The organism is Halorubrum shenae, from assembly GCF_051194165.1.
Taxonomy (GTDB): domain Archaea; phylum Halobacteriota; class Halobacteria; order Halobacteriales; family Haloferacaceae; genus Halorubrum.
Window position 1 is genome coordinate 60110 of sequence record NZ_JBLZNI010000008.1, and the last position, 24114, is coordinate 84223.

The following is a 24114-nucleotide window of genomic DNA, read 5'->3' on the forward strand; positions in this document are numbered from 1 at the left end:
CCGACGGCTCCGCGGAGTCTGCTGGTTACTCGTCCGGACGCGGGCGAGCGATAAACAGCGCCTCTTCGAGGGTGAACGGGTCGTACACGGACTGGTGACAGACGCAGTAGCTCCCATTCTCGGCGTCGTATCGGGCCGACTCTTCGAGCACCTTGTAGTCGGGGATACAGCAGAAGTGCGTACAGACGTTGAGGTACGCGATGAACGCCTGGTCGGTAGACGCTTCGAGCCACTCGTCGTCCGAGTTCTCGACTGCCTCTTCGATCCGCGGCGAGCGGATCACGATCGCGTTCAGGTTGGTGTCGGCGTCTTGGGAGCGCCACGTGACGGACGCCGGCTTCCCGACGCCGTCGTCGCCGATTCCGTTGCCCCACTCGGCGTAGTTGTCGAAGTCGTCGATGTGGATCTTGTCGCCCGCGTCGTACGTCTCGTCCTGCCAGTCGTACTTGCCGGGCGCGGCGCGGAAGAGGTTGTCAGACTCGAAGTCCGGAGAGATGTTCTCTTGGGACTCGACGCCGCAGTACTGGAACCACGCGCCGGTGTACGTCCGGCCGCCGAGCTGCTCCTGTGCGACCTGGACCTCTTGTCCCTCCTGCGTGACAGTCTGCGTTTCGGGCCAGATGCCTTCGATAAACCCGTCGTCGGTCACCCGAAGCGGGATCTGCGGGAGACCGCGCGGCGCCGGGCCACCGGTCTTGGCAATGGTCGTCGCGACCGTTGCCCCGCCGCCGACCCCGCCGGCGGTTGTCAGGGTGTTCACCGTCGCCGACCCCATCGCACCGACCCCGGCGAGGGCCGCGCCGCCGACGACGCCTTTCACGAAGCGCCGCCGGCCGGACTCGGCCGGATACTTGTCGGACTGACTCATACTCGATGTTCGGGCTGGGCCGGTAAAAAGGGTGACGAACCCTCCACCCAAGCGGGAACAGAAGCGATCGCCGACACGACAGCGGCCTGAACAGTCAGCGTGATGCCAAACGATCGATCAAGACGTTTACTCGAAACTGAGGCAAACCTTCGTTCAGGCATCGGTTTTAACCCGTCCCGACGGCTGTATCTGTGGTATGGTGTTGCACAATCGAGACGTGCGGACGGATGCCCGCGAGCTCGGCGCGCTCGTCGGGGACGTCCTCTCTACACAGGCCTCCACCGAAGCGTACGAGACTGTTGAGGATCTCCGTAACGCAGCGATCAGATACCGACACGGCGATGCAACGAACCGGAACGCCCTCCACGAGTCCGTCAAGGGGCTGTCGACGAGCCGGGAGGAAATCGTCGCCCGCGCGTTCACGACCTACTTCGAGCTGATCAACCTCGCCGAGGAGCGCGAGCGGGTCCGCGCCATCCGGGACGCCGACGAGGAGGGAGCGCTTCACGACTCTTTCGACGCCACGATCGCCGAGTTTGCCGAGACCGGCGTCGGGCCCGACGAGCTCCGACAGCTGTTGTCGGACGTGCTCATCGAGCCGACGTTCACCGCCCACCCCACCGAGGCTCGGCGGGCCACCGTGAAGGCGAAGCTCCGGTCGATCGGTAACCACCTCGGTGCGCTCGACGAGCGCAACCTCACCGAGCGCGAGCGCAACGCGATCTGGCGCGACATCACCGCCGAGGTGACAAGCCTCTGGGGCACTCGACAGGTACGCCAGCGCAGCCCGGAGCCGGAAGACGAGGCGCGCAACGTTCAGTGGTACTTAGAGAACACCCTCTTCGACGTCGTGGGCGACGCCTACGAGGAGTTCGAGGAAACCATCTCGAAGGAGTACGACGATATCGATTGCCCCAAGCTCTTCGAGTTCCGCTCGTGGGCGGGCTCCGACCGCGACGGCAACCCGTTCGTCACGCCCGAGGTCACCGACGAGACGCTGGCACGCCAACGCGAGGTCGCCGTCGAAAAGTACCGCGACCAGTGCAAGCGGCTCTCGGCCGTACTGAGCCAAGACGGTGAGCGCTACGCGGATAACGATCGGCTCGCGGAATCGCTGGCGGCCGACACCGAGCGGTTCCCGACGGTCGTCGAGGAGGCGCGCGCGCGGTACCCCGACGAGCCGTACCGCCAGAAGCTCCGGCTCATGCGCGAGCGGCTCGACCGCGTCGACGACGTACGGCCCGGCGAGTACCCCGACGGCGACGCGTTCCTCGCGGATCTTAACGTGATCGCCGACTCGCTGGTGGCCGACGGACAGGACACGGTCTGCGAGTCGTTCGTCGAGCCGCTCCGCCGCCAGGTGGACACGTTCGGGTTCACGCTCGCGTCGCTGGACCTCCGCGACCACCGCGAAAACCACACCAAGACGGTCGCCGAGGCGGTCGCCGTCGAGGGCGTCGACTACCGTGAGATGGACGAGGACGCCCGCCAGGAGTTTCTCACCGAGGCGATCTTACAGGACGATCCGGTCATCGACATCGATGAGCCCGGCGACGTCTCCGAGATCACCGAGCAAGTGCTTCGCCGGTTCGAGGAGTTCGCCGAGTGGCAGGACGAGTACGGCGCGCAGGCGATCGACACCTACTGCATCTCGATGACGGAAGAGCCGAGCCACGTGCTCGAAGTGCTCTTCTTGGCCGATCAGGTCGGCGTCGTCTCGCTACCGGACCACTCCGGAGTCGACGTGGTCCCCCTGTTAGAGACCGAGTCCGCGCTCAACGGCGCCGAGCGTATCCTCGGCGAGCTGTTCGACAACGAGGCGTACGCGACGTCCCTGGAGGTCCGCGGGGAGGTTCAAGAAGTAATGCTGGGCTACTCCGACTCCAACAAGGAGAACGGGTTCCTCGCCGCGAACTGGGACCTCTACGAGAACCAGCGTCAGATCGCGCGGTTCTGCCGCGAAGAGGATGTCACCCTCCGGCTGTTCCACGGGCGCGGCGGCTCCATCTCGCGGGGCGGCGGCCCGATGAACGAGGCGCTGCTCGCGCTCCCCAACGAGACCGTCACGGGACAGGTGAAGTTCACCGAGCAGGGCGAGGCGATCGCCGAGAAGTACGCCAACCCGCGGATCGCCGAACGAGAGCTCGAACAGATGCTCGACGCGCAGATACGCGCGCGTCAGGAAGCCAACGAGGAGCCCACCGAGGACGTGCCCGAGCGCTGGGTGGACGCGATGGAGACGATGGCGCCCGCCGCCCGGGAGACGTACCGCGATCTGTTGAACACCGACGGATTCGTCACCTACTTCGGGCAGGCGACGCCCATCTCCGTCGTCGAGAACCTCAACCTCGGGTCGCGTCCCGCCTCGCGCTCCGGCGAGCGCACCGTCGAGGACCTCCGAGCGATCCCGTGGGTGTTCTCGTGGACCCAGACCCGGCTCATCCTCCCGGGGTGGTACTCGCTCGCGTCCGGCCTCGACGCCTACCTCGACGAGGTCGGCGAGGAGGAGGGCTTCGAGACTCTCCAAGAGATGTACGAAGAGTGGCCGTTCTTCCGTACCACCCTGAACAACGCTGCGCTCGCGCTCGCCCGCACTGAACCGGAGATCGCCGCCGAGTACGCCGACCTCGCGGACGACGAGCTCCGTGAGCGCTTCTTCCCCGAGCTGGTCGGCGAGTACGAGCGCGGCCGCGAACTCGTCTTGGCGATCAGCGGCCGCGACGAGCTGATCCGGCGCGAGTGGCTCGAAGAAAGTCTCGACCGGCGGAACCCCTACGTCGACCCGCTGAACCTGCTGCAGGCGAACCTGCTCGGGCGCACCCACCGAACCGAAGAAGAGGAGCGGACCCTCCGGCTCACTGTCAACGGCATCGCCGCCGGGATGAAGAACACGGGGTAGTTCGGCGCCCCCACACGGCCGTCCGCCGCCGCGAGGAGTCCGACGGTTTTCCGTGCGACTTCTTCATCGACGTCGATACGACAATACCAACGGAGGCGGTTCCGCACCTCCTGCCCGGTGGCGTCGCTGCGGGCGGTGGCGACACCGTAGGGTTCCCCGACCACCGGAGTCGGGAACCACCGTATACCGCCCTCTTCGACGGGTTCAGCGTCCTTCGAGAAGGCACTCGGGCCCTCTGCCATCAAGTGAGATCTGAATCCTCGTTCTCTGGGATCGAAATACCTTCAGAACACACCGATGATGAATCCAACGCCCATGATGATGAGGACTCCAGCCGAGAAGACCGGTACGTACGGCCGATACTGTTTAACTGTCTCCTCATGGTGCTGATAGCCCGCAACCAACAGCATCGTCAGTCCCACGATGCCGATAATAACGGTAATCGCGTATGCACTCATCAGTTCAAGACAGTAGTTCGACCCGGCACATAGGGCGATAATCTCGAACTCTTCCTCGTGAGCGAACCCGAGCAGGAAGGCGAACCAAGCGATTCCGAACAATCCCCGCTCGGCGACATCATCGGAACTCTCGTGTGTATGTGAGTATCCCTCGAAGAACGGAAGTGTGCGCTTCAGGCGAGAGCCGAGTCTCTCGTCGTCCTGTGAATCGAGGTGGTCGTGGGTATCTCCGTGGCCGTGGTCGTGTGATGTGTGTTTCGTCGACTCGTAGTCGGGACTCTCGTGCGGGTGGGAGTGGTTCCCATCGGGACTGTTATGCGAGTGGTCGTGGCGGTACTCTCGGATCCCAAGACCGATCAGTAGTACGCCAGCAACCAGACTGACCGGGCCACCTATTTGGATCCCTCTGAGAATCGTGAGTGGCTCGTTGATTTGAGTGAGACTGAAATAGGATTTCGCGTAGAAGAACACGCCAACCATCGCGATGCTACTGATGAGGTGCCCGACACCGAGGATGAAACTCGCAGCAAAGCCGTAGAGCCACTTGTTTGTCTGATCCAACGCATACGAGGCGGCAACAGGCCACCCATGACCAGGTTCGACCCCGTGGACGGCCCCAAGTGCGACCGCACCGAGAAACAAGCCGAAAGCGTCTCCTGGTACCATCATCGTACCCTGAACTCGGCAAGAACGCCGAATAACGGTTGTTAATACCTGATCAGGGGAACCGTCATACTCGGGACTCTTGTGTCCGGATACCGGATATGACCGTATGCGAACGAGTTTCAATATCCCCGATGCGGTGGTTGACGAGTTCGATCAGGTCTGGCAGGACGAGGGACTGGACAATCGGTCTCGGGCCGTCCGGGAAGCGATACAGGAGTACATTGAATCGCATTCTCGACTCGAAGACCTCAGCGACGACGTTATCGCACTCGTCGCGTTTGACTACCGTCATCACGAAGTGATCGGAGAACTCCACGCCGTCCAACACGAGCACCAAGACGTGATTCTCAACACGAGTCACACACACCAGGGGGAATGGTGTCTCGAGTCCTTATTTTGCCAGGGAGCAGGCGAACGGGTTCGAGAGCTGACCTACCGACTTCGTGACTTCGACGGGGTGAACCGAGTGAAAATTATGGTGATTCGAGACAACTGAGAGCGGCCCACGCTTTGTTGATCCGCTCACTCAGTCTGCTGTTGTTGCCGTGTTTTTGCTCGGCTCGGACGGCGTGTTCAAGTAGAGATAGACCAACACGAGGATCAAGACGACCTGAACCGCCTTGTCGACGTAGTCGACAATCCCGTACTCCGACTTGACCACGAGCCAGAGCGGGATCTGGACAGCCGTATACGGGATCCCAACTAAGTAGAGCAGTCGCCGCCGATAGTCTAAGAAAAAGAGCATAAGTGCGCCGGCGTAGCCAACGCCTGCCAGCGCAACAGGAATCCGTCCCTCGATGACACCAGCATACACGTGCAAGACGCCAGTAATCACAATCAGTACAACTGCCAACCATTGAATCTGGGTGAGCGACCCGATCCGAGTTGCTGAATTATTTTGTGCTTTCACTACAATACTAACCTGTATTGGTTGGGTGATAAGGACTGTTATTATCTAACTCATAGTGTCATCATACGACGCCCATAAGCCGCAATTCTGCTGTTGCAGCATCTGGCCATAGGTCCGTCTTTGCTCGGAAAAATAGTATCCGCACAGCAGCTCCGGTCGATCGATACTGGTTATGCGTTGAGGTCACCCGATCTCCCACAATCTCGGAGGATGTGTTTGATGCGTAACTTATTTTCACAGCTATTAGAGATAGTTATTTGTTGAGAGAATGTGCGTATTAATCGCCGTCGTCACCGACTAGATGACTGAGTGAAAACAGCGATAGAGACGAAGCTTAATCTCCGACGGCATTTGGTTAATTGTCATTTATAGATACAATTTTAGACGTGACAAGATTATTTTTGTTAGTGTATTTGTGACAGGCCTCGTAGCTGTCGGCGCTTTTGGGGCATTTATACTCGGACAAACGCCCTCTGTGTTTCTCCGTGACAAATTTACTGACCCTATCTGGCTATTCAGCTGTGTGTTTCTGGTGACCATCTGGGTTTGGATGTATCCAAGATTACAAACGAACCGCGATAAACAAACAAACTAATTCTCTGCTGGCTTGTCATCTACTTGGTCTGTATTGACCGCGACCGGGTCAACACGTATCACTAACTGAGGATCTCAACAGGCAAGTCAATAAAAAGCGGGACTGCTTTACCTACTTCCCACGAATACACACCGAGATGGCTCGGCGCGTCTTCTATCACCACCCACAGGCCGAGAATTTCTCACTCAAATATAGCTCTGCATCCTTAGCAGAGCTCCGATCTCAGCGAGAGCAATCCAACGAGTCGACGAAGCTCGTCCGGTACCCCTTTGAAACACCGATCTATGTGCTCTACGAAGGCGATTCAGAGATCGAATCTGCCCAAGACATCGACTTCGATCAGGAATGGCTGAGCGGACGCATCCGTGACCTCCCTCGTGCTGGGCAAGTTGTCGCATTCCGATTAGTGGAGCTGCTCGAAGCCGCTGTCGATGTTCGAGATGAAGATGAGTTCCGGCTCTACAAAGAGTTCGAACCGCAAAAGATCCAGCAGGCACTCGATCACGTGTCCTGGGGAGCACCACTTCCGAACGTCGCTGGGGAAGTGATGTCGAATTTGATTCTCCGGCACTCTCTCCCGAATGCGAATCATCGAACTGGCATCGCGATGCTACAATTCTGTATTGAGAGCGTAGAGCCGGGTTTTGAGATGCCACGAACACACGTCGACGACGATACCTGGCGAGAATGGGTCGATCCCTACATCGTTGATTCCAAGCGGCTCATTACTGTTCGTCGGAACAACCTTCGTTTCAAGCAGCTCAAAGAGTTGGACGTCGACCTCGTCGAGCGGAAAGACGGGATCCAAATTCGATTGTCCGAATTCGAACTGGATATGCACTGGCGAGAAGCCCTCTCAGAGTACGCCGGGCAGCACGAGTCCCACTGTACGGACTTCGCTCAGGCAATCCTCCAACGTGCAGAACGGGATGATCTGCTCGATCGTCAAGGACCAACGAAACAAGAGTTCATCACGTATCTGGAGGACGGACTCGTCGAACGAGACTTCAGAGAAATGTTCTGATCAGTCGCGAAGCTCGGCGACCGACTGGCCGACCTCACGGACGTGTTCACTCCGCTCAAGGTCAAGTTCTTCAGCGAGGTAGTCAACTGTCTCTTCAAGACTCATACTGGAAGGAAGTCCGTGAAGCGGGATAAATCTAGTGCTGATATTTGCGCTCTATCGTTTCCGTTGAAATCCTCTTCTTCAGAGATATTATCGTCTGAAACAGCCGGTCGCTGAAGAGTGCGGTATAGGGCGCTCGTCGTTTAATCAGACAGGGAGCCAGTATATTTATTCATCTTACACTTCAAGACAGAGTATGGTTTCACGAGAAAACAAAATAATCGTAGTCTTCGTGCTCGTAGGATTTGCTCTCCACACAGCTACGTTCTATTTTACCGAACTCCCGGACAAAGTGAGGATAGGCCTTCTAATATTGGTGGCTGTCATTACTCCGATGACGATGAAGCCTCTGGACGACTACTCTCGCTTACCGGGGCCGAGTCCGGGTTTCGAGAACCCGCAACGGTCGCGATCGACATCACGAAGGTTCCCTACTATGGCCAAGTGGAAGGAATGCCGATGGTGAGTGGCGATACTAATGGTGAAGGTCATGTGTTCAAGTACGCGACTCTCACGATCGTCGGCAGAAACATTCCCTTCATCCTCGAAGTAGAGCCTGTTCGCGAGAGTTCTGCGTGGGACGAGAATCCATCAAATCGGATACATAGGACGGTGCGACGGCTTATTCAGCGGGCGCGTGAACACGTCGATATCGAGATGGTTCTCTGTGACGCGGAGTTCGATTCAAACCATGTCCTTCAGACACTGTCGAACCTGAATGTGGATTATCTCATCTCGACACGAGTCAATGGGCCTGAAAAGGAGGCCATTGAACGAATGAATAACGACGGGCAGGAAGTTGCTGTTGAGAAGAGCAGTGTCCATCTCAAGAATGGGTCCCACTCGATGCGATTCCTGTACGTTCCATCAAAGAACAGCGATGGGACAAGTGTGTTCGCAACGAACGTCGACGTCGGTCCAGCTGAGGCAAAGTCGCTCAGTCGGAGATACAGTTCGCGCTGGCAGATTGAGAGTGAATACAAATCGATCAAACACGAGTTCCTCGCTAAGACATCTTCCAAGGACTACCGCGTCAGGTTGTTCTACTTCGTGTTCGGTGCGTTGTTGCACAATATCTGGCGGATGACAGATTTCCTGTTAAAAGCAGAAGTCGGTGGACTCGAGGACGGAGTATTCGATTGACCACCAGTCCTTACAGCCGGAGAGACGACGGAGTTGGTCTCATCAGCACTTCTGCCGTACGGGTAGTGCTTAGCTGAGAACCCGATTCTCGTGACGGCTATGAGTGGCAATACTGCCACTTCAGAGGAAATTTCGGTCGTTTCTTCGTTTACTCTCCAGATTCTCTTGGAGATATCATGCTACTAGTGAGTGAACTGCTTTGAGACCCTTTCTTCGGGTCCTCCAATCCCGGAAACCTATCTATTTCTGGCTATCCTCCGAAACGGTAATCTCCGAGACCCGCCAATTCTATATAGCGATACTCGATATATGCCGCCGGACGAGAGATGATCGTCGCTGAGCGTCGACACAAGAGCAGAACCGCTGAGCCGTCGACCATCGCGGAATTAGACGGAACACACCGCAGAGCTGCGGCTCAAGGAGCGAACGAGACGCACAAAAAGCGAATCCTCGATCTACGCGTAGCGTTCGAGTTCCGGTCGGTCGAGGTCGTCGAAGACGTCGGTGGCGACCTCGGAGAGGAACGCTTCGCCCTCGTCGGAGAGCCGACGGCCCTCGCCGGCGGCGGTCATCACGAGCCCGTCGTCTTCGAGGGCCTGGAGCGACGTGCGGATGAGGTTGCGGGAGCCGCCCTCGTGTTCGCCCGGGCGGACGGAGTAGCGGTTCGAGCCGCGCTTCTTCGAGCCGTACTCGGTGGCGAGCCGCTCGATGCCGATCGGCTCGTTCTGGGCGACCTTCCGGAGGAGGCTGGCGGAGCGCACGTACCAGAAGTCCTCCTGTTCCGGCGGGAGCTCTTTACCGGCGCCGCTCTTAGCGAACTCGACCCAGTCGGGCTCGTCGATCCGGTCCTCGAGTCGTGCGGCGACCTCCTCGATGAGGGCGTCGGCCGGCACGTCGTAGATGGTTACCATTGCAGTGTTTTTCAGCCTAACGTCGTTTAAACCCATCGTATTCGAGAAACGTCGTGTGACCCGTTTTCACGGGGCAGCGGAGCCATAGAACCGGAATCAGGAGCGAAAACTCTCGTCGTCGACGCTCCGAACAGCTACTCGACGTACTCGTACTTTCGCTCGTTCATCCGGCCCCAGCCGGTGAAGACGAACTCCGCCTCGGGCTGTGTGAACTCCTCGATCTCGCGTTCGACGTCCATGTCGTACTCGTGGACGTCGTGGACGTCCTCGTACTCTTCCCACGTGAGGTCGTAGCGGGCCGCGAGCCGGTCGTCGATGTCGAGTTCTTCGATCTCCTCGCGCCATCCCTCACGAATCGTCTCCGCGTGGATCTCCGCCTGTGCGCCGGAGCCGTAGGAGGCGACGAGCAGCGTGTCGTCCACGAACGAGCGGTCACGGGTCAGCGCGTCCCGCAGCGCGCTGATGCGCGCGATGTGGACCGAGCTCGTGTACCAGTTGCCGACCTCCCGCGAGAGCCCGAGCGTCGGCTCCACGGCGGTGTCGTACCACGTCTGGTACTGCTCGGTCGTCTTCAGCTTGTCCATGTAGTCGCGGATGGCCTCCTCGTAGGCCTCGCGGTCCGCGTAGTCGCCCTCGCGAGGCTGCCGGCCGATCTCGCCGGCGAGCGCGTCCTCATGCTCCGTGTCGCGGATGACGTGTCGGTACGCCAGCAGCGCCGCCTTCCGGACCATCCCCGGGAACGGCGTGTGGAACGGGGCGTACACGAAGTCGTCGAGTTCGATGTCGTCGGTGACAGACTCGTAGTCTTCGAGGGCCTCGCGCATCCGGGAGAGGTACACCTGCACCGAGCGTTTCCCGTCCACGCTCGGGAACTGCTGGTTCGGCTTCAGAAAGTCCGTCTCGTCTTTCGAGCCGTACCCTTGGTCCGTCGAGAGCGCGACGACCGAGGGGTCCTCGTCGATCAGCATCGCGACGGCGCCGGCGCCCTGCGTCGCCTCGCCCGGGTCTCCGCGGGCGTACAGCGCGGTGTCCGTGGTGATAACGATCGCCGGGCGACCGCGGTTCCGTCCCGCTCGGATCCAGTTGTAGGCGTCGTCGATCGCCTGCGTGCCCGCCAGGCAGGCGAATTTGCGCTCGCCCTTGTTGGCGTGGGTGAAGTCGCCGTCGTACACCTGTTCGAGACAGCCCGCGATGTACGTCGACACCGGTTTCGAGTGGTCGAACGCCGACTCCGTGGCGACGTCGATTCGGCCGATGTCCGACGGAACGAGCCCTTTGCGGTCCATCAGCCCCTTCGCGGCGTTCGCGCCCATCGTGACGATGTCCTCGTACACGTCCGGGAACGAGGAGTTGTTGAGCCCGAGCCCCTTCGTGTACTTCTCCGGGTCGTCGCCCTTCTCCGGCGCGAACGTGCCCGGTAAGTCGAGCTTGAGGTTTCCGGTCCAAATTTCGACGGCGTCGATGCCGACTTCGGTCATACACGGTCGTTCAGACGGCCGGCATATGGCTTTGTCGATGGTGGGTTACGTCGATCGTGGAAGTATTTGCGGTGAACTGTTTACGCGGCTGGTCAGTGTCGAAGTTATCGTAATTACTGATCTACTTCGCGTGATTGCAGTCGGTTTAAGCAAAACGTATCACTGGGTAGTATTCAATCACTTCGGATCTTAGTTTATCAGTTTGACTTTGTGGTAGCTATACGCTCGAATTAGCAAACGTGTGTACTTATACTAGTGAATTAGTGACAAAATTGCAGATTTAAGATACTAGGCTGATACAAAATATTGTGCTCTGGTGCCGTCGTCGTAATCGAGTGTTACAATGAACCAATCATTTTTATTGGCCTTTTGCATACCCCTAATTTCCAAGTCTTTGGTCTCGGCTGCTGACAAGGACACAGGAGGATCAAGAGGTACACGATCTCCTCCTACGTCGAACGGGACGAGGCCTGCAGCAGATCCATCGCGAACATCTCCATCGGTGACCTGACCACCTTGGTTATTCGAGTTGTAATAGTTCAGTCTAAATTGGGTGATATTCTGCTCTGTGTCACCAGTATTGGTAAATTCAAGATTCCATCCATTGTTAACTTTCTCAGCCCCCTCAAATACAACTCCATTGACGTTAGGGTTGGCTTCTGATTCTCCTCCACCCACACCGCCTGCGGCACCGAGGTCGGCAAAGAGGACCGATTCCCAAGGCCGGTCCACGTCCTCAAACTCGTTGATATGGAATTCGACGTCGCGGACTGCGTCTACCTCGTACTCCACACGGCCCGATTCGTCGGTCGAAAGGGTTGCGTCGGCTGTCCCGTTATTCTCGACGTCGACTTCGACCTCGGCACCCACAACCGGATTGTTGAACCGGTCTCGAACTTCGGCGACGGCGACACCGTCAGTTGACGAGACGTTTGTTATGTACCCTGTCGACTCGTCCGGCGCGCTTGTGCCGGTCCCCAGTCCGACCTTCCCAAGTTCAAGCCGGTAGCTCTCGGTCCCATTTAGTTCGACTCGAACCGTGCCGCCCGCGACGGTGACGTCCTCAACGTTCGCATCGTCTTCCGCAAGCCCGTCGCGCCACGCCGACTCGAGATCCCCGGCCCGCTCCGTCGACACGTCGGTCGGCAGTTCGAGGACGATCGGGCCGGTTCCGGTCGAGTTTAGCGTCACCGAGCGCCGGCTCTGCGAGAGCGTCTCCGGGTCCAGACTCGTCCGTTCGATGCCGGACTCGTCCACGGTCCCGTTCAGCGCGGTCAGCCGGATCCGGTTGTCGCTGTCTACCACGGTCTGCCCGGTCCGAGAGAGGACCGTATTCTCGAACTCGGCGACGACGAGCGAGTGCTCGTACACGAGATCGGGACCGTCCCGGAACTCGTGGTACCGGGGCGAGTACCGCAGCGAACGCGTGTCGAACGCGATTGCTCCGTCCGTTTCGGTCCGGTTGTTCCAGTATACGACGACATTTCCGTCGCCTTCGACCGTTGCGTTCTCGATACGCAACTCACGCGGGTCGGTCGTCGACAGCTGACCCGAGGCCGGCGGGGGATTCAGCGCGAACGTTCGCTGAGGGTACCGCGTTCCGAGTTTCACTGATGTCGATCGACCGGCACCAGTCCGACTCGCGCTCAAGACTGCGTTTCGCAAGTCCAGGAACTCGCCTTCGATTTGCTGGCTGTGCTCGAACTCGATGTCGCTGTTCTCCTGCGGCACCACCTGGACCTGATACAACGAGAGCGCCAGAATCAGGAACCCGAACAGGATCACCGTCCCGACCACGACCGACTGGCCTCGACGGTCGCGACTGAAGCGCATTAGGAGATATCGACGCCGGACGGGTATAAAATCCTCCGTCCAGGGTCTCAGTCGCGATAACCACTCGTGCGGTCGCGATCGGCGTCGCAGTCACCGAGAGTCAGTCGCCGTCGACCCGCCGCGCCGTCAACCACGCCGACAGAACGGAGACGGAGGCGGCGAACCCCCCGAGCAACACGGCCTGCGTCCAGTTGAACCCGAGCAGCGTCCCCGCGACCGGGGTGATGAAGAGGAACGTGACCAGCAGCGCACCGAGCGACGACGCGAGAGAGACGGTGGATCCGTCGGAGTCAGTCATATCCCGGATCTGGCGTGCGAGAGCGATAAACCGGCCGATCGGACGACATCGGTGGGGTCGTCGAGGCCACCAGCTCAGTCGACCAGAACGTAACATAAATCTCATTTCGCGATATTAAATACGAGAACTCGCTGGCCCGCATTCCGATCACGCAGACTGAGGAGATGGCGCCTCTAGGATATGGACGCGATTCAGGCGTCGTCCTGTTCGTAGGCGTCGAACCAGCCGCTAACGGTCTGTTCGAGCGCCCCGGTCGTGCTCCCGAGGTTCAGCATCTGGTAGCCGTTCCCCGCTTTTTCGTTCACGTCGTCCATCCCGAACCCGAGGCCAGCAACGGGGACACCCGCATCGACGGCCTTCGATCGAACCGTCTCGACGGCCTCCTCTACCTCCGGATGATCGATTTCACCCGGGTGGCCGAGCGACACCGAGAGGTCGAACGGGCCGATGAAGACGAATCCCAGCTCCGGGACCGCGAGAATGTCGTCCACGTTCTCGACGGACGCCTCGGTCTCGATGGTCACACCGACGAGGGTCTCTCTGTCCTCGGTGGCGACGTACTCATCGGCAAGCCCCCAGCGAGACGCCCGGGGCGAGGCCAGTCCCCGATCGCCGGGGCCGCCATCGTAGCGAAACCGAGCGGAGCGAACTCCCTCTCGGACTTCGTCGGCGGTTTCCACGCGCGGAAGGAACACGTTTCTCGCACCGAGGTCCAGCGCTTTCCGGACGAGCGTCGGGTCCGTGTCGGGGAGCCGGATAAGTAACTCTATATCCGTCCGTTCGCCCGCGCGGAGCAGGTCTTCCAACTGGCCCCCGTCCCACGGGTCCGGGCCACCGTGTTCGAAGTCTAACCAGACGAAATCGACGCCGAGTTCGCCGTAGAACTCCACGAGCGTTGGGCTGTACGTGTTGTCGAGCACTCCGAGTGCGACGTCTCCGCCGTCGAGAGTCGCGGCGAGGTCGTTAGTGGGTTGGGAAGCGGTCACAAACTACTGGACGGGACTCGGGCGAATTGTTATACATACCGTACTCGCGTATGGCGGGAGTAATCCCCTGTTACCGGCGTGTCAGAGTGCTCCACCCAGCGATCCGAAGGGGAACAGAGTCACCCGATTCGAAGCGGATAATCTAGTCGAAAGCGTTGACGCTATCAGATCCGGATGGAAAGCGGACGTCGCACTATCTCCCGGGGTTGCGTGTCGTTCCCGCCGCCCGACCGGTCCGTTTTTGCGCGCGGCCGCTGTCTCGGCGCGTATGGCGAAACAGCCGCACCTGCTGGTCGAGGAGGGCGACGTCCACGAGATCGCGATCATCCCGGGCGACCCGGGACGCGTCGACCGAATCGCCGATCTGTGTGACGATAGCGAACTCGTCGCGCAGAACCGCGAGTACAAGATCGTCAACGCGAGCTACGAGGGGACCGACCTCACCATCTGCTCGACCGGGATCGGCTGCCCGTCGGCCGCCATCGCGGTCGAGGAGCTCTCGCGGGTCGGCGTCGAGACGTTCCTCCGGTGTGGCACCTGCGGCGCCCTGCAGGCCGACATGGAGGTCGGCGACATGGTGGTCGCGACCGGCGCAGCCAAGGAGGAGGGGACGAGCAAGCGGTACGAAGATGAAGTGTACCCCGCGGTCCCCGACTACGACGCGCTCACCGAACTCGTCGGCGCCGCCGAGGACAACGACGAGGAGATCCACGTCGGGCCGATCGTCTCCGACGACGCCTTCTACAACGAGAGCGACGAGTACGTCGAGGAGTGGAACGACGCGAACCTGCTCGCGATCGAGATGGAGGCGGCGACCGTCTTCGCGCTCGCGCGCCGGAAGGGGCTGCGCGCCGGCGCGATCTGCACCGTCGACGGCAACCTCGTCGCGGGCAGCCAGAAGGGCGCGGACTCGGACGACGAGCTGCCGGAGAAAGCCAAGGACAACGTCGAACGCGCGATTCGGATCACGCTGAACGCGGTCACCGCGCTGTAGGCGCTGATTCCGAGAATCGGTCCGTTACTCTTCCGCTCGGAACTCCACCAGCGTCAGGTCGCGGTCGAGCGCGCAGGTGTCGTGCGGGGGCTCGCCGAGCACCTGATCGATCACGCGCTCGTCGTCGAAGTCGGCGCCGTCGGGGACGCAGTACCCGTGGCTCGGGCACTCGGTGTGCGGGCACGGACCGGCGAGCGAGACTCGCCCGCCGGCGTACGCCTGCTTCGACGGGACGTTCGCGGGGACGGGCGCGGGCTCGACCTCGACCGCGCGGACGCCCGCGTCGTGGACGGCGCAGTCGAGCGTCTGCGCGTTCTCGCGGATCCCGGTCACGCGGTACCGAGTCCCCTCGGAGAGGTTGAGACACTGGCTCCGGTAGGGACACCCCTCGCAGTCGGGCGACTCCCCCTGATAGACGAACTCGCGGCCCGTGTCCGCGAGCCGCGTGCCGATGAGCGTGACCGTGGTCATATCCGGGGTGACGCGCCGAGAGTCCGTAAGCGTCCCGCCTCGCGAGGCACGGGACGGGCGATGCGGAGGACGAGCGACCGGGAGGGAGTCGGCGCTTCCGGAGGGCAAGACACATCCCCGCCCCCCGGCAACGACGAGCGAACGATGATCGCGGCGCTGGCGCGGGACGCGAAGCGGGAGGCCGAAGCGGCGAACGAGCGGCGCGTGCTCGTGTTCGCCGGCGACCGCGACCGCGGATTCGACGCGGCCTACAGCGCGATCGAGGCGGTCGAGCCCACGTCGACGGCTATCGTCTCCACGCGCGAGGGGTTCCGGTTCGAGGAGCATCGCCCGCGAAGCGCCGACGAGCTGCTCGGCCGCACCCGCGAGGTCGTCGTCCTCGACTGCCACGAGCAGTTCGTCCCGAACGCGCTCGGTCGGAGCGTCGGCGCGGTCGACGGCGGCGGCCTCCTCGTCCTCTTGACGCCCGACCTCGACGCGTGGCCCGCGATCCGCGACCGGTTCGACGACTCGCTCGCTGTCCCGCCGTCCGAGATCGACGACGTGACCGGCCGCTTCCGCGATCGCTTCGTCGGGACGCTTCGGTCGCATCCGGGGATCGCGATCGTCTCGCTGGGGGCGGGCGGGCCGGAGGACGACGCGATCGAACGCGACGGGCTCACCGGTCCAGAGAGCGATGCGGCCGCGGAACGGGCCTCCGCACCGGCCTCCGCACCGACCGCCCCGCCGAACGCAACGTTCCCGGCGGCGGTCTACGACGCCTGTCTCACGGGCGATCAGGTCCGGGCCGTGAACGCGTTCGAGTCGCTCGCAACGCCGGGCGACGCGGTCGTCGCCGAGGCGGACCGCGGGCGCGGGAAGTCGAGCGCGGCGGGGATCGCGGCGGGCGCGCTCGCGCTCGCCGGGCACGACGTGCTCGTCACGGCTCCGGCCTTCCGCAACGCGGCGGAGGTGTTCGCGCGAGCGAGCGAGCTGATCGGCGAGAGCGAGAGCGACCCCGAGAGCGACGCCCGCCGGCTCGACGCGCCGAGCGGGGGGCGGGTTCGCTTCCTCGCGCCCGCTGAGGCCGCCGACCTCCCCGACGACCCTGACGTCGTGATCGTCGACGAGGCGGCCGCGCTTCCGGTGCGGCTGCTCGAACGGTTCCTCGACGCGCCGGCGGTCGCGTTCTGCACGACGGTCCACGGCTACGAGGGCGCCGGACGCGGGTTCTCGATCCGGTTTAAAGAACGTCTGCATGCGAGCCCGTTCACGGTCCGAGACGTGCGGCTCGACGAGCCGATCCGGTACGCCCGGAACGACCCGGTGGAGGCGTGGGCGTCGCGCGCGCTCCTGTTGGACGCCCGCCCGGCGGTCGACGAGGCGGTCGCGGGCTCGGCGGTCGAGGAGGCGACGTACCGACGGCTCACCCCCGACGACCTGCTCGCGGACGAGGCCCTACTCAGGGAGGCGTTCGGGCTGCTCGTCGCCGCGCACTACCGCACGGAGCCGAACGACCTCGCGCGGCTGCTCGACGCCCCGAACCTCGTCGCGCGGGCGCTCGTTGCCAAGGAGCGGATTGTCGCGGTCGCGCTGCTCGCGCGGGAGGGCGGGCTCGACGCCGAGACCCGCCGGCGGATGTACGAGGGCGAGCGCGTCCGCGGCAACATGGTGCCGGACGTGCTCACGAGCCAGCTCCGCGACGAGGGCGCGGCCGAGCCGCGGGGGCTGCGAACGGTCCGGATCGCGACCCACCACGCGCTCAGAGGCGAGGGGTTCGGCTCCCGGCTGCTCGACGAGGTACACGAGGAGTTCGGTCGCGATATCGATTACTTCTCGGTCGGCTACGGCGCGACCCCGCGACTGCTCCGCTTCTGGCGGCGGGCGGGCTACCGGACGGTTCACCTCTCCGCCTCTCGCAACGACGCCTCCGGCGAGCACTCGGCGATCATGCTTCGGCCCGCGAGCGACTCCGGGAGATCGCTCCTCGACCGCAACGCTGCCGCGTTCCGCGACCGCGAGCGCGACGGGCTCTCGGACGCCCACCGCGACGTGGACCCCGACGTGGTCGTCGGCGCGCTCCGCGCCTGTCCGGCGTCGATGCCCATCGACCTGACAGAGACCGAGTGGTGCTCCGTCGTCGGCGCGTCGTTCGGCCCCGGGATGTACGACAGCGCGCCCGGCGCGTTTCGCGACCTCGCCCTCGCGGCGCTGATCGAGGGTGACGAAGGCAACGAGACGGACGAAATAGCCCTCGACGGCCGGGAGGAACGCCTCCTCGTCCGGAAGGTCTTGCAGGGCCAGCCGTGGGAGTCGGTCGCCGCCGAACTCGGGTACGTGTCGACGGCCGCCTGTATGCGCGCGCTCGGCGACGCGTACAAGCCCTTAGTCGAGCGGTACGGGACCGACTTCGCGCTCGCGGAGCGGGAGCGGTTTATAAACGACTGAGAGACGTCTACGCGGTTACTTATAAACAGCTGTGCGGTGGCGCGTGTCGATGAGCAGCCGTCAGGCTGCGAATCGCACGCGCGAGGGAGCGGTGAGCGCTCGGAGAGCGCGAACCGCGAGGCTGGGGAGGCGTGAGGTGCTGTGCGGTAGCTGTGCGGGGCGGGGCTCAAAGGGGCAGTCGCGAGGGCGGCGTAGGCGACGGAAGCACCGCAACGAGAGAGCGAACGAAGTGAGCGATCGAGTGAGGAGCGCAGCGAGCGTACGCCGCCCTCGCGACTGGGGCTTTGGCGGCCGTCACCGCACCGCCGACAGCAACGACGTATTGCCGAGCGATGGGACTTTGGCGGGTTTTCCGTCGATCCGCGATCAAGGACGTATAAGTGGTCTGCGGTGGCTTCGGAGGCGAGTACGACGCCCTCGACCGTTTATAAGCGGTTCTCGCGGCCGGGGTCGACATCGATCGCGTCGACGGGGCAGACGTCCACACACAACATACAGTCGATACACTGGTCCTCGTCGGCGGGGTTCGCCTTCCGCTCCGACTCGGGGTGACCGGGGGTGTCGACCCACGCGAACACGTCGACCGGGCAGTCCTCCAGGCAGGCGCCGTCGGCGAGACAGATGTCGAAGTCCACCGCGACGTGCGTGCCGCGGATCCCCTGCTTCTCCGGCGGCTCGACGGGTCCCCAGACGGCGACGCCGTCCTCCTCGCCGACTTGCTCCCGGTTCTGTTCGAAGTTCGAGTCGATAGCCATCTTGGCCGTAGTTCCGGGGCTCGCTATTTAACCCCCGCGGCAGGGAGTCACGGAACGCCCGGACCAGCCGCCCGAAGCCGCCTACGGGTGCGCGTAGTACGCGAGCAGGTCCTCCTCCCCGGTCGGCCCGTCGGGCTCGTCGGTCGCCTCGGGGTCGAACGCGTCGATCCGAGCGAATCCGACGCGAACGAACTGGACGACGGTGTCGGGAGCCATCTCGGCGAGCGCGGGCTCGGCGATCCCGCGAACGTCGCCGGAGACGGTCCGAAGGAGCGTGTCGAGCCCCTCCTCAGCCGGCACCCAGTGGATTACGTCCACGTCGCCGTCGCGGACCACGTCGATGTCGGCGTCGACGAAGGTCAGTTCGTCGCCCGCGTACCGAACGCAGCCGTACCCCTTGAGCCAGACGCGCTCGCCCTCGCTCGGGAGGTCGGAGGACTCGACGACGATCCGCCCGGCGGGCACCTCGCGGTCGCCGCGGTCGGCGTGATCGGGGTGAAGCGGCGGGTGGCCAGCCTCGGGCGCGGGGGCGTCGCCGTCGACGATCGAAAGCTCAACGGCGGGGTCGTCGTCGCGGTCGCGCACGAGGAAGTACCGGTTCGCCTCGTCGTCGACCAGGTCGCGGTTGTTCGCATACACCGACGACATCGCGAGATCGACGTCGGAGGTGGACATCCCCAGGTCCGTCATCGAGTCGACCAGCGCCTGCCCCTGGATCCCGCGGCGGCGCATGGACTGGATCGTCGGGGCGCGCGGGTCGTCCCAGCCGGTCAGCTCGCCGTCCTCGATGAGGGCTTTGATCGTCGAGGTGGAGAGTGTCACGTCGTACTCGTCGACCTGCACGTGGCCCCAGTGGAGCACCTCGGGGTACTCCCAGTCGAAGTAATCGTAGACGAACCGCTGGCGCTTCGCGGAGTCCTGGAGGTCGATCCCGCGGATGATGTGCGTGACGCCCGTGAGGTGATCGTCGACGCCCGACTGGAAGTCAAGCATGGGCCAACAGCGGTAGTCGGCGGCCTCCTCGCGCGGGTGCGGGGTGTCGATCATCCGGAACGCGACCCAGTCGCGCAGCGCGGGGTTCTTGTGCTCGATGTCGGTCCGCACGCGGAGCACCATCTCGCCGGCCGAGTGCTCGCCGTCGACCATCGCCGAGAACTCCTCGTGAACCGTCTCAGTATCCTTGTCGCGGTGGGGACACGCCTCGGCGTCGTTTTTAAGCGCGGAGAACTCCTCGCCGGAACACGAGCAAGTGTAGGCACCGCCGGCGTCGATCAGGTCGCGGGCGTGGTCGTAGTAGGTCTCCACCCGGTCGGAGGCCCGGATCACGCGGTCGGGCTCGAAGCCGAGATACTCGATGTCCTCCAAGATCGCGTCGTACGCGTCGAGGTCGGGCCGCTTCGTCTCCGGATCAGTGTCGTCGAACCGGCAGATGAACGCGCCGTCGTACCGTTCCTTGTACGTCCCGATCACGGCGGGCATCCGGGCGTGACCGACGTGCCACGGGCCGTTGGGGTTCGGCGCGGCGCGCATCACGACCTCGCCCTCCTCGGCGTTCGGGAGGTCGGGAAGGACGTGTTCGTCTTCCTCGTCGTCGGCCTCGAGCTCCGCGAGCCTGTCGGGCGCGAGCTCGCCGAGCCGTTCTCGGCGCTCAGCCTCGTCCATACCGGCGATTCGGTTCACGACCGGCGCGACGACGCCGGGGATCTCGTCGCCGTGCGGTCGGAACTCGGGGTTCTCGCCCATGAGCGGGCCCATGATGGCACCCACGTCCGGGTCGTTGCCGTGTTTGAGCGCGTTGAACAGCGCGGCGGCCTCGCCGGCCGCCTCGACGCGCTCGCGGAGTTCGTCGTCCATGCACGACGCTTGTCGGGGTCGGCTCAAAAACGCCGCGGAACGGCGGTCGAAGAGGTGACTCGGACAAAACCGGATCGCAACGGGGGGCCGCGGGCAGGGGTATCGAACTCACGAGTCCGGACCGAGTTAAACCGTCGAGACCGTTCACGCCGGTAGGTGCCCGCTACCCGCGTGAACGGTCGGTGTACTTATCAGGACTCGACGGGCTACGTGAACGGATTCGCATTTATTCGCGTCGCCGTCCGCCCGCCTCCGCCGGGTTGATATCGGGGCGAGCCGTGGATGACGCATGAACACGAGAGCGATCGAGGCCCGAGCGCGGACCGCGGAGGGGTCGGCGTGGTAGGACCGATGACGGAGGCGGAGCGCGACGCCGGCAACCGACGTATAAAAGCCGTTATCCTCCTTATCGTGGCGGTGTCGCCGCCGCTCATCGCGCTCCAGTTCGGCCCCTCGCCCGTCGAACTGCTCGCGGCCCTCGGCGGCGGCGTCGCGCTCGGGCTGGTCGTCGTGTGGTACCTCGGGCGGTTAGGCAAGGAGTTCGCCGGGAGTTCGCGTCGGCCGGGTCGGCGGCGCTGAGGCGGGGTATTTTTGGCTCTTAGTCCTGCTCGATCCGCGAGGCCGCCGATCGGGGCGCACCCGGTCCCGCCACGACCTCGCCAGCGCGGTCGCCCGCGGTCGACCGTGACGACGACAGCGGCGAGATGCTCACCTCACCCTCGATGGCCGCGAGCCGGTCGGACCCGGGATCGTCGGCGACGTCGCCGCGGAGGAACTCCCGCCAGAACCGGTCGCGGAGTTCCATCCCCATCTCTCCGCGCCGCTCGCTGAACTCCCAGCCTTCGGGCACGTTTTCGTTTTCGGGCTCCGCCTCGCCCGGGTGGAACTCGATCACGTCGAAGCCGCGCGCGGGTTCGGTCAGCCGGTAGGTCGGGTCGTCGGCCGCCTCGTCGTCGGCGGCGGGGACGTTGACGTTCAGCACGTCGGCGCCGAACGGGAGAGCGAGGGCGGCGTCGGCGTCGACATCGCGTTCCGCGCGGTCGAGCAGGTCGGCGACGACCTCCGCGGCGACCGCGAAGTCGCCGTTGTCGAGCGTCGGTGGCACCGGGAGGTTGCCGCGGTCGTACAGCGACACCGCGATCGCCGGCGTGCCGAGGAACGACGCCTCCATCGCGGCGCCGACCGTGCCGGACTGCCCGAGGATGTGGGCGCCGATGTTCGGCCCGTGGTTACAGCCGGAGACGACGGCGTCGGGGTCGAGCCCGAGCGCCACGTCTGCGACGGCGACGCAGTCGGCGGGCGTCCCCTCGACCGCGTAGCCGGCGTCGGTCTCGGTGTACTCCACCGTCGTGTCCCACCACGAGCGCGCGCCGCCGACGCCGGACTGGTTGCTCGCCGGCGCGACCACCGTCACGTCGTAGTCGCGAGAGAGCGCGTCGGCCAGCGCCCGGATCCCGACGGCGTCGATGCCGTCGTCGTTGGTGAGGAGGATCTCCGTCGTCATGGCCAATACTGGGAGGGGACGGGGGAAAACGTCGCCGGTCGCGGGTAAACGGGGACAGGCCGGTAAGCGCAGAACGAGGACCGACGGATGAGCGCAAAACGGGAAACGGAACCGCGGACGCCGGCTGGGTGGTACTCGGTGGTCAGCGAGAGGACGCGAGACGCGGGAACGCGCGCCGGATCGAAGGCGGGGTCAGTCGGCCGCGACGTGACGCGTGGGGTTCGCCAGCTCCAGCACCTCGTCGAAGAAGCTGAGCGAGTCGTGCGGGCCGGGGTTCGCCTCCGGGTGGTACTGACGGGTGATGACGTCGAGCTCCTCGCTGTCGAGCCCCTCGACGGTGTCGTCGTTGACGTTCACCTGCGTCACCTCCAGCGGTCCAGTATCCGCGACCGTGTAGCCGTGGTTCTGCGTCGTCATCACGACCTTCTCGCTCCGGAGGTCCCGGACGGGCTGGTTGACGCCGCGGTGACCGAACGCCATCTTCTCGGTCGAGCCGCCGAGCGCGCTCGTGATCACCTGCTGGCCGAGACAGATGCCGGCCATCGGTAGGTCGCCCGCGAAGGCGTCAACGACTTCCTGGGCCGCGACGAAGTTCTCCGGGTCGCCCGGTCCGTTCGAGACGAACAGCACGTCGGGGTCCACGTCGGCCACGTCCTCGGGGGTCGCGTCGTACGGGAGGACGTGGACGTCCGCGCCGCGCTCGGTGAGCGAGGAGATGATCGAGCCCTTCGCGCCGCAGTCGATCAGGGCCACGTCGGCGACGCCGTCGCCCTCGTAGACGGCCGGCTCCGACACGGACACCTGCGCGCCGATGTCGACGTGGTCGCTCATCGGCTTGCAGGCCTCCATCTCCGCGACCGCGTCCTCGGGGGTCGCGTCCGGGCCGGCGGCGATCCCGCAGGCCATCGCGCCCTCCTCGCGGACCGTGGTGACGATCTCGCGGGTGTCGACGTGGTCGACGGCGGGCACGTCCTCGCCGGCGAGCCACTCGGCAACGTCGTCGGTCAGTTCGCGGGCGATCGCCGCGCGCGGCTGGACCGAGTCCGACTCGAACCGTTCGCTTCGGACGCCGTAGTTCCCGATCAGCGGGTACGAGAAGGTGAGAATTTGTTCGGCGTAGGAGGGGTCGGTGAGCGACTCCTCGTAGCCTGTGTACGCGGTCGTGAACACCAGTTCGCCACGGGTGCGCCCCGGCGCACGAGCGCGCGCTTCGAGCACACGTCCGTCAGCCAGCGCGATATAGGCGTCCGACATTACGAGATACGTACGCGCAGTGGGTAATAAATGCGTCGTTCGTAGTTACGTTACGATATTCGTAACGAGTAAGTCGCCGGGGCGAGACGGACGGATATGGACGACCTCGATCGCCGAATCCTCTCGATACTGCGACGGGACGCGCGAACTCCGTACACGGAGATCGCGGACCGGGTCGGCACCTCGGAGGGGACGGTTCGCAATCGCGTCGACCGCATGACCGAGGAGGGGGTCATCGAGCGGTTCACCGTCACGACCCGCACCGGCAACGTGAAGGCGATGATCGAGATCTCGGTGGAGATGAACGTCGATACCGCCGCCGTCGGCGAGCGCATGGTCGACTGGGAGGAGGTGGATTTCGTCTGGCAGGTGTCCGGCGAGGACGACGTGGTGCTCGTCGTCGACGCCGTCGACACGCGCGCGGTCAACGAGCTCATCTCCCAAGCGAGGGAGATGGACGAGGTCAAATCGACGAAGACGCGGCTCATTCTCGACGAGCGGCTGGGGTAGGCGGCGACGGCTACTTATAACTGAACACGCGGTGGCGTGCGCCAGCGAGCGGTCGACAGGCCGCGAGCAGGCACGCGCCACCGCCTGAGTTATATTTCGATTTGGGGGAGTTTGTCATCCCCCGCCCGATCCGCGCTCGCCCGGAACGATACGTTGATACGTCGACCGCCGGTA

Annotated in this window: 20 protein-coding genes and 2 pseudogenes; 9 read left to right on the top strand and 13 right to left on the bottom strand. The window is 63.5% G+C overall.

The window, feature by feature from the left end; translation table 11 throughout:
- Nucleotides 1-25: 25 nt before the first annotated feature.
- A complete protein-coding gene (locus tag ACNS88_RS11080; RefSeq protein ID WP_435097280.1) occupies nucleotides 26-868 on the bottom strand; it encodes a ubiquinol-cytochrome c reductase iron-sulfur subunit in 843 nt (280 codons plus the stop codon).
- Nucleotides 869-1064: 196 nt separating this feature from the next.
- Between ACNS88_RS11080 and ppc the strand changes: the two genes are divergently transcribed.
- Nucleotides 1065-3767 carry a phosphoenolpyruvate carboxylase gene (gene ppc / locus ACNS88_RS11085; RefSeq protein WP_435097283.1) on the top strand — a complete coding sequence of 901 codons (2703 nt, stop codon included), beginning with the start codon at nucleotides 1065-1067 and terminating at the stop codon, nucleotides 3765-3767.
- A gap of 284 nt (nucleotides 3768-4051) precedes the next feature.
- Here ppc and ACNS88_RS11090 read toward each other — a convergent pair whose 3' ends face one another.
- Nucleotides 4052-4891 (bottom strand): sulfite exporter TauE/SafE family protein, encoded by an 840-nt coding sequence (locus tag ACNS88_RS11090; protein ID WP_435097286.1) that lies wholly within the window; start codon nucleotides 4889-4891, stop codon nucleotides 4052-4054.
- A 106-nt stretch (nucleotides 4892-4997) separates the two neighbouring features.
- Between ACNS88_RS11090 and ACNS88_RS11095 the strand changes: the two genes are divergently transcribed.
- Nucleotides 4998-5387: a CopG family ribbon-helix-helix protein gene (locus ACNS88_RS11095; protein ID WP_435097289.1), complete on the top strand. Its 390-nt coding sequence runs from the start codon at nucleotides 4998-5000 to the stop codon at nucleotides 5385-5387.
- Between the two features lie 30 nt (nucleotides 5388-5417).
- Here ACNS88_RS11095 and ACNS88_RS11100 read toward each other — a convergent pair whose 3' ends face one another.
- Nucleotides 5418-5801: a DUF7475 family protein gene (locus ACNS88_RS11100; protein WP_435097292.1), complete on the bottom strand. Its 384-nt coding sequence runs from the start codon at nucleotides 5799-5801 to the stop codon at nucleotides 5418-5420.
- A gap of 731 nt (nucleotides 5802-6532) precedes the next feature.
- On the opposite strand from ACNS88_RS11100, the gene ACNS88_RS11105 reads away from it, so the two are divergent.
- From ACNS88_RS11105 to ACNS88_RS11110, 3 genes and pseudogenes are all read left to right on the top strand, one after another.
- On the top strand, nucleotides 6533-7420 hold the full coding sequence (locus ACNS88_RS11105; protein WP_435097295.1) for a DUF8172 family protein: 888 nt from the start codon (nucleotides 6533-6535) through the stop codon (nucleotides 7418-7420).
- Between the two features lie 298 nt (nucleotides 7421-7718).
- Nucleotides 7719-7805, top strand: a pseudogene (locus ACNS88_RS17660) (DUF7987 family protein); the annotation flags it as partial.
- A 56-nt stretch (nucleotides 7806-7861) separates the two neighbouring features.
- Nucleotides 7862-8731: pseudogene (locus tag ACNS88_RS11110) on the top strand (transposase); the annotation flags it as partial.
- 389 nt (nucleotides 8732-9120) lie between these two features.
- Here ACNS88_RS11110 and ACNS88_RS11115 read toward each other — a convergent pair.
- The 5 genes from ACNS88_RS11115 to ACNS88_RS11135 all read right to left on the bottom strand — a co-directional run bounded on the left by ACNS88_RS11115 (nucleotide 9121) and on the right by ACNS88_RS11135 (nucleotide 14171).
- Nucleotides 9121-9576 carry a 30S ribosomal protein S19e gene (locus tag ACNS88_RS11115; RefSeq protein ID WP_435097298.1) on the bottom strand — a complete coding sequence of 152 codons (456 nt, stop codon included), beginning with the start codon at nucleotides 9574-9576 and terminating at the stop codon, nucleotides 9121-9123.
- A 134-nt stretch (nucleotides 9577-9710) separates the two neighbouring features.
- Nucleotides 9711-11054, bottom strand: a complete 1344-nt coding sequence (gene hmgB, locus ACNS88_RS11120) for a hydroxymethylglutaryl-CoA synthase (RefSeq protein ID WP_435097301.1) — start codon at nucleotides 11052-11054, stop codon at nucleotides 9711-9713.
- Nucleotides 11055-11342: 288 nt separating this feature from the next.
- Nucleotides 11343-12851, bottom strand: a complete 1509-nt coding sequence (locus ACNS88_RS11125; RefSeq protein WP_435097304.1) for an Ig-like domain-containing protein — start codon at nucleotides 12849-12851, stop codon at nucleotides 11343-11345.
- 136 nt (nucleotides 12852-12987) lie between these two features.
- Nucleotides 12988-13185 (bottom strand): hypothetical protein, encoded by a 198-nt coding sequence (locus tag ACNS88_RS11130; protein WP_435097307.1) that lies wholly within the window; start codon nucleotides 13183-13185, stop codon nucleotides 12988-12990.
- A gap of 191 nt (nucleotides 13186-13376) precedes the next feature.
- On the bottom strand, nucleotides 13377-14171 hold the full coding sequence (locus ACNS88_RS11135) for an HpcH/HpaI aldolase family protein (RefSeq protein WP_435097310.1): 795 nt from the start codon (nucleotides 14169-14171) through the stop codon (nucleotides 13377-13379).
- Nucleotides 14172-14439: 268 nt separating this feature from the next.
- On the opposite strand from ACNS88_RS11135, the gene ACNS88_RS11140 reads away from it, so the two are divergent.
- The gene (locus ACNS88_RS11140; RefSeq protein ID WP_435097313.1) at nucleotides 14440-15165 is read left to right on the top strand and encodes a guanosine phosphorylase; all 726 of its coding nucleotides are present in this window, start codon (nucleotides 14440-14442) and stop codon (nucleotides 15163-15165) included.
- Between the two features lie 24 nt (nucleotides 15166-15189).
- Here ACNS88_RS11140 and ACNS88_RS11145 read toward each other — a convergent pair whose 3' ends face one another.
- Nucleotides 15190-15636, bottom strand: a complete 447-nt coding sequence (locus tag ACNS88_RS11145; protein WP_200531097.1) for a UPF0179 family protein — start codon at nucleotides 15634-15636, stop codon at nucleotides 15190-15192.
- A 144-nt stretch (nucleotides 15637-15780) separates the two neighbouring features.
- Between ACNS88_RS11145 and tmcA the strand changes: the two genes are divergently transcribed.
- Entirely contained in the window at nucleotides 15781-18063 is a 2283-nt protein-coding gene (gene tmcA / locus ACNS88_RS11150) for a tRNA(Met) cytidine acetyltransferase TmcA (protein ID WP_435097538.1), read from the top strand.
- 425 nt (nucleotides 18064-18488) lie between these two features.
- Here tmcA and ACNS88_RS11155 read toward each other — a convergent pair whose 3' ends face one another.
- Nucleotides 18489-18818: a 4Fe-4S dicluster domain-containing protein gene (locus tag ACNS88_RS11155; protein WP_435097317.1), complete on the bottom strand. Its 330-nt coding sequence runs from the start codon at nucleotides 18816-18818 to the stop codon at nucleotides 18489-18491.
- A gap of 81 nt (nucleotides 18819-18899) precedes the next feature.
- Nucleotides 18900-20672, bottom strand: coding sequence for a glutamate--tRNA ligase (locus tag ACNS88_RS11160; protein ID WP_435097320.1), 1773 nt, complete (start codon nucleotides 20670-20672; stop codon nucleotides 18900-18902).
- A gap of 339 nt (nucleotides 20673-21011) precedes the next feature.
- On the opposite strand from ACNS88_RS11160, the gene ACNS88_RS11165 reads away from it, so the two are divergent.
- A complete protein-coding gene (locus ACNS88_RS11165) occupies nucleotides 21012-21251 on the top strand; it encodes a DUF8527 family protein (protein WP_496923275.1) in 240 nt (79 codons plus the stop codon).
- Nucleotides 21252-21270: 19 nt separating this feature from the next.
- Here ACNS88_RS11165 and surE read toward each other — a convergent pair whose 3' ends face one another.
- Both surE and carA read right to left on the bottom strand, forming a co-directional pair.
- Nucleotides 21271-22176 carry a 5'/3'-nucleotidase SurE gene (gene surE, locus ACNS88_RS11170; protein ID WP_435097323.1) on the bottom strand — a complete coding sequence of 302 codons (906 nt, stop codon included), beginning with the start codon at nucleotides 22174-22176 and terminating at the stop codon, nucleotides 21271-21273.
- Between the two features lie 192 nt (nucleotides 22177-22368).
- On the bottom strand, nucleotides 22369-23430 hold the full coding sequence (gene carA / locus ACNS88_RS11175; protein ID WP_435097326.1) for a glutamine-hydrolyzing carbamoyl-phosphate synthase small subunit: 1062 nt from the start codon (nucleotides 23428-23430) through the stop codon (nucleotides 22369-22371).
- Nucleotides 23431-23526: 96 nt separating this feature from the next.
- Here carA and ACNS88_RS11180 point away from each other — a divergent pair, with 96 nt between their 5' ends.
- Nucleotides 23527-23940, top strand: a complete 414-nt coding sequence (locus ACNS88_RS11180; protein WP_127118450.1) for an Lrp/AsnC family transcriptional regulator — start codon at nucleotides 23527-23529, stop codon at nucleotides 23938-23940.
- Nucleotides 23941-24114 lie beyond the last annotated feature (174 nt).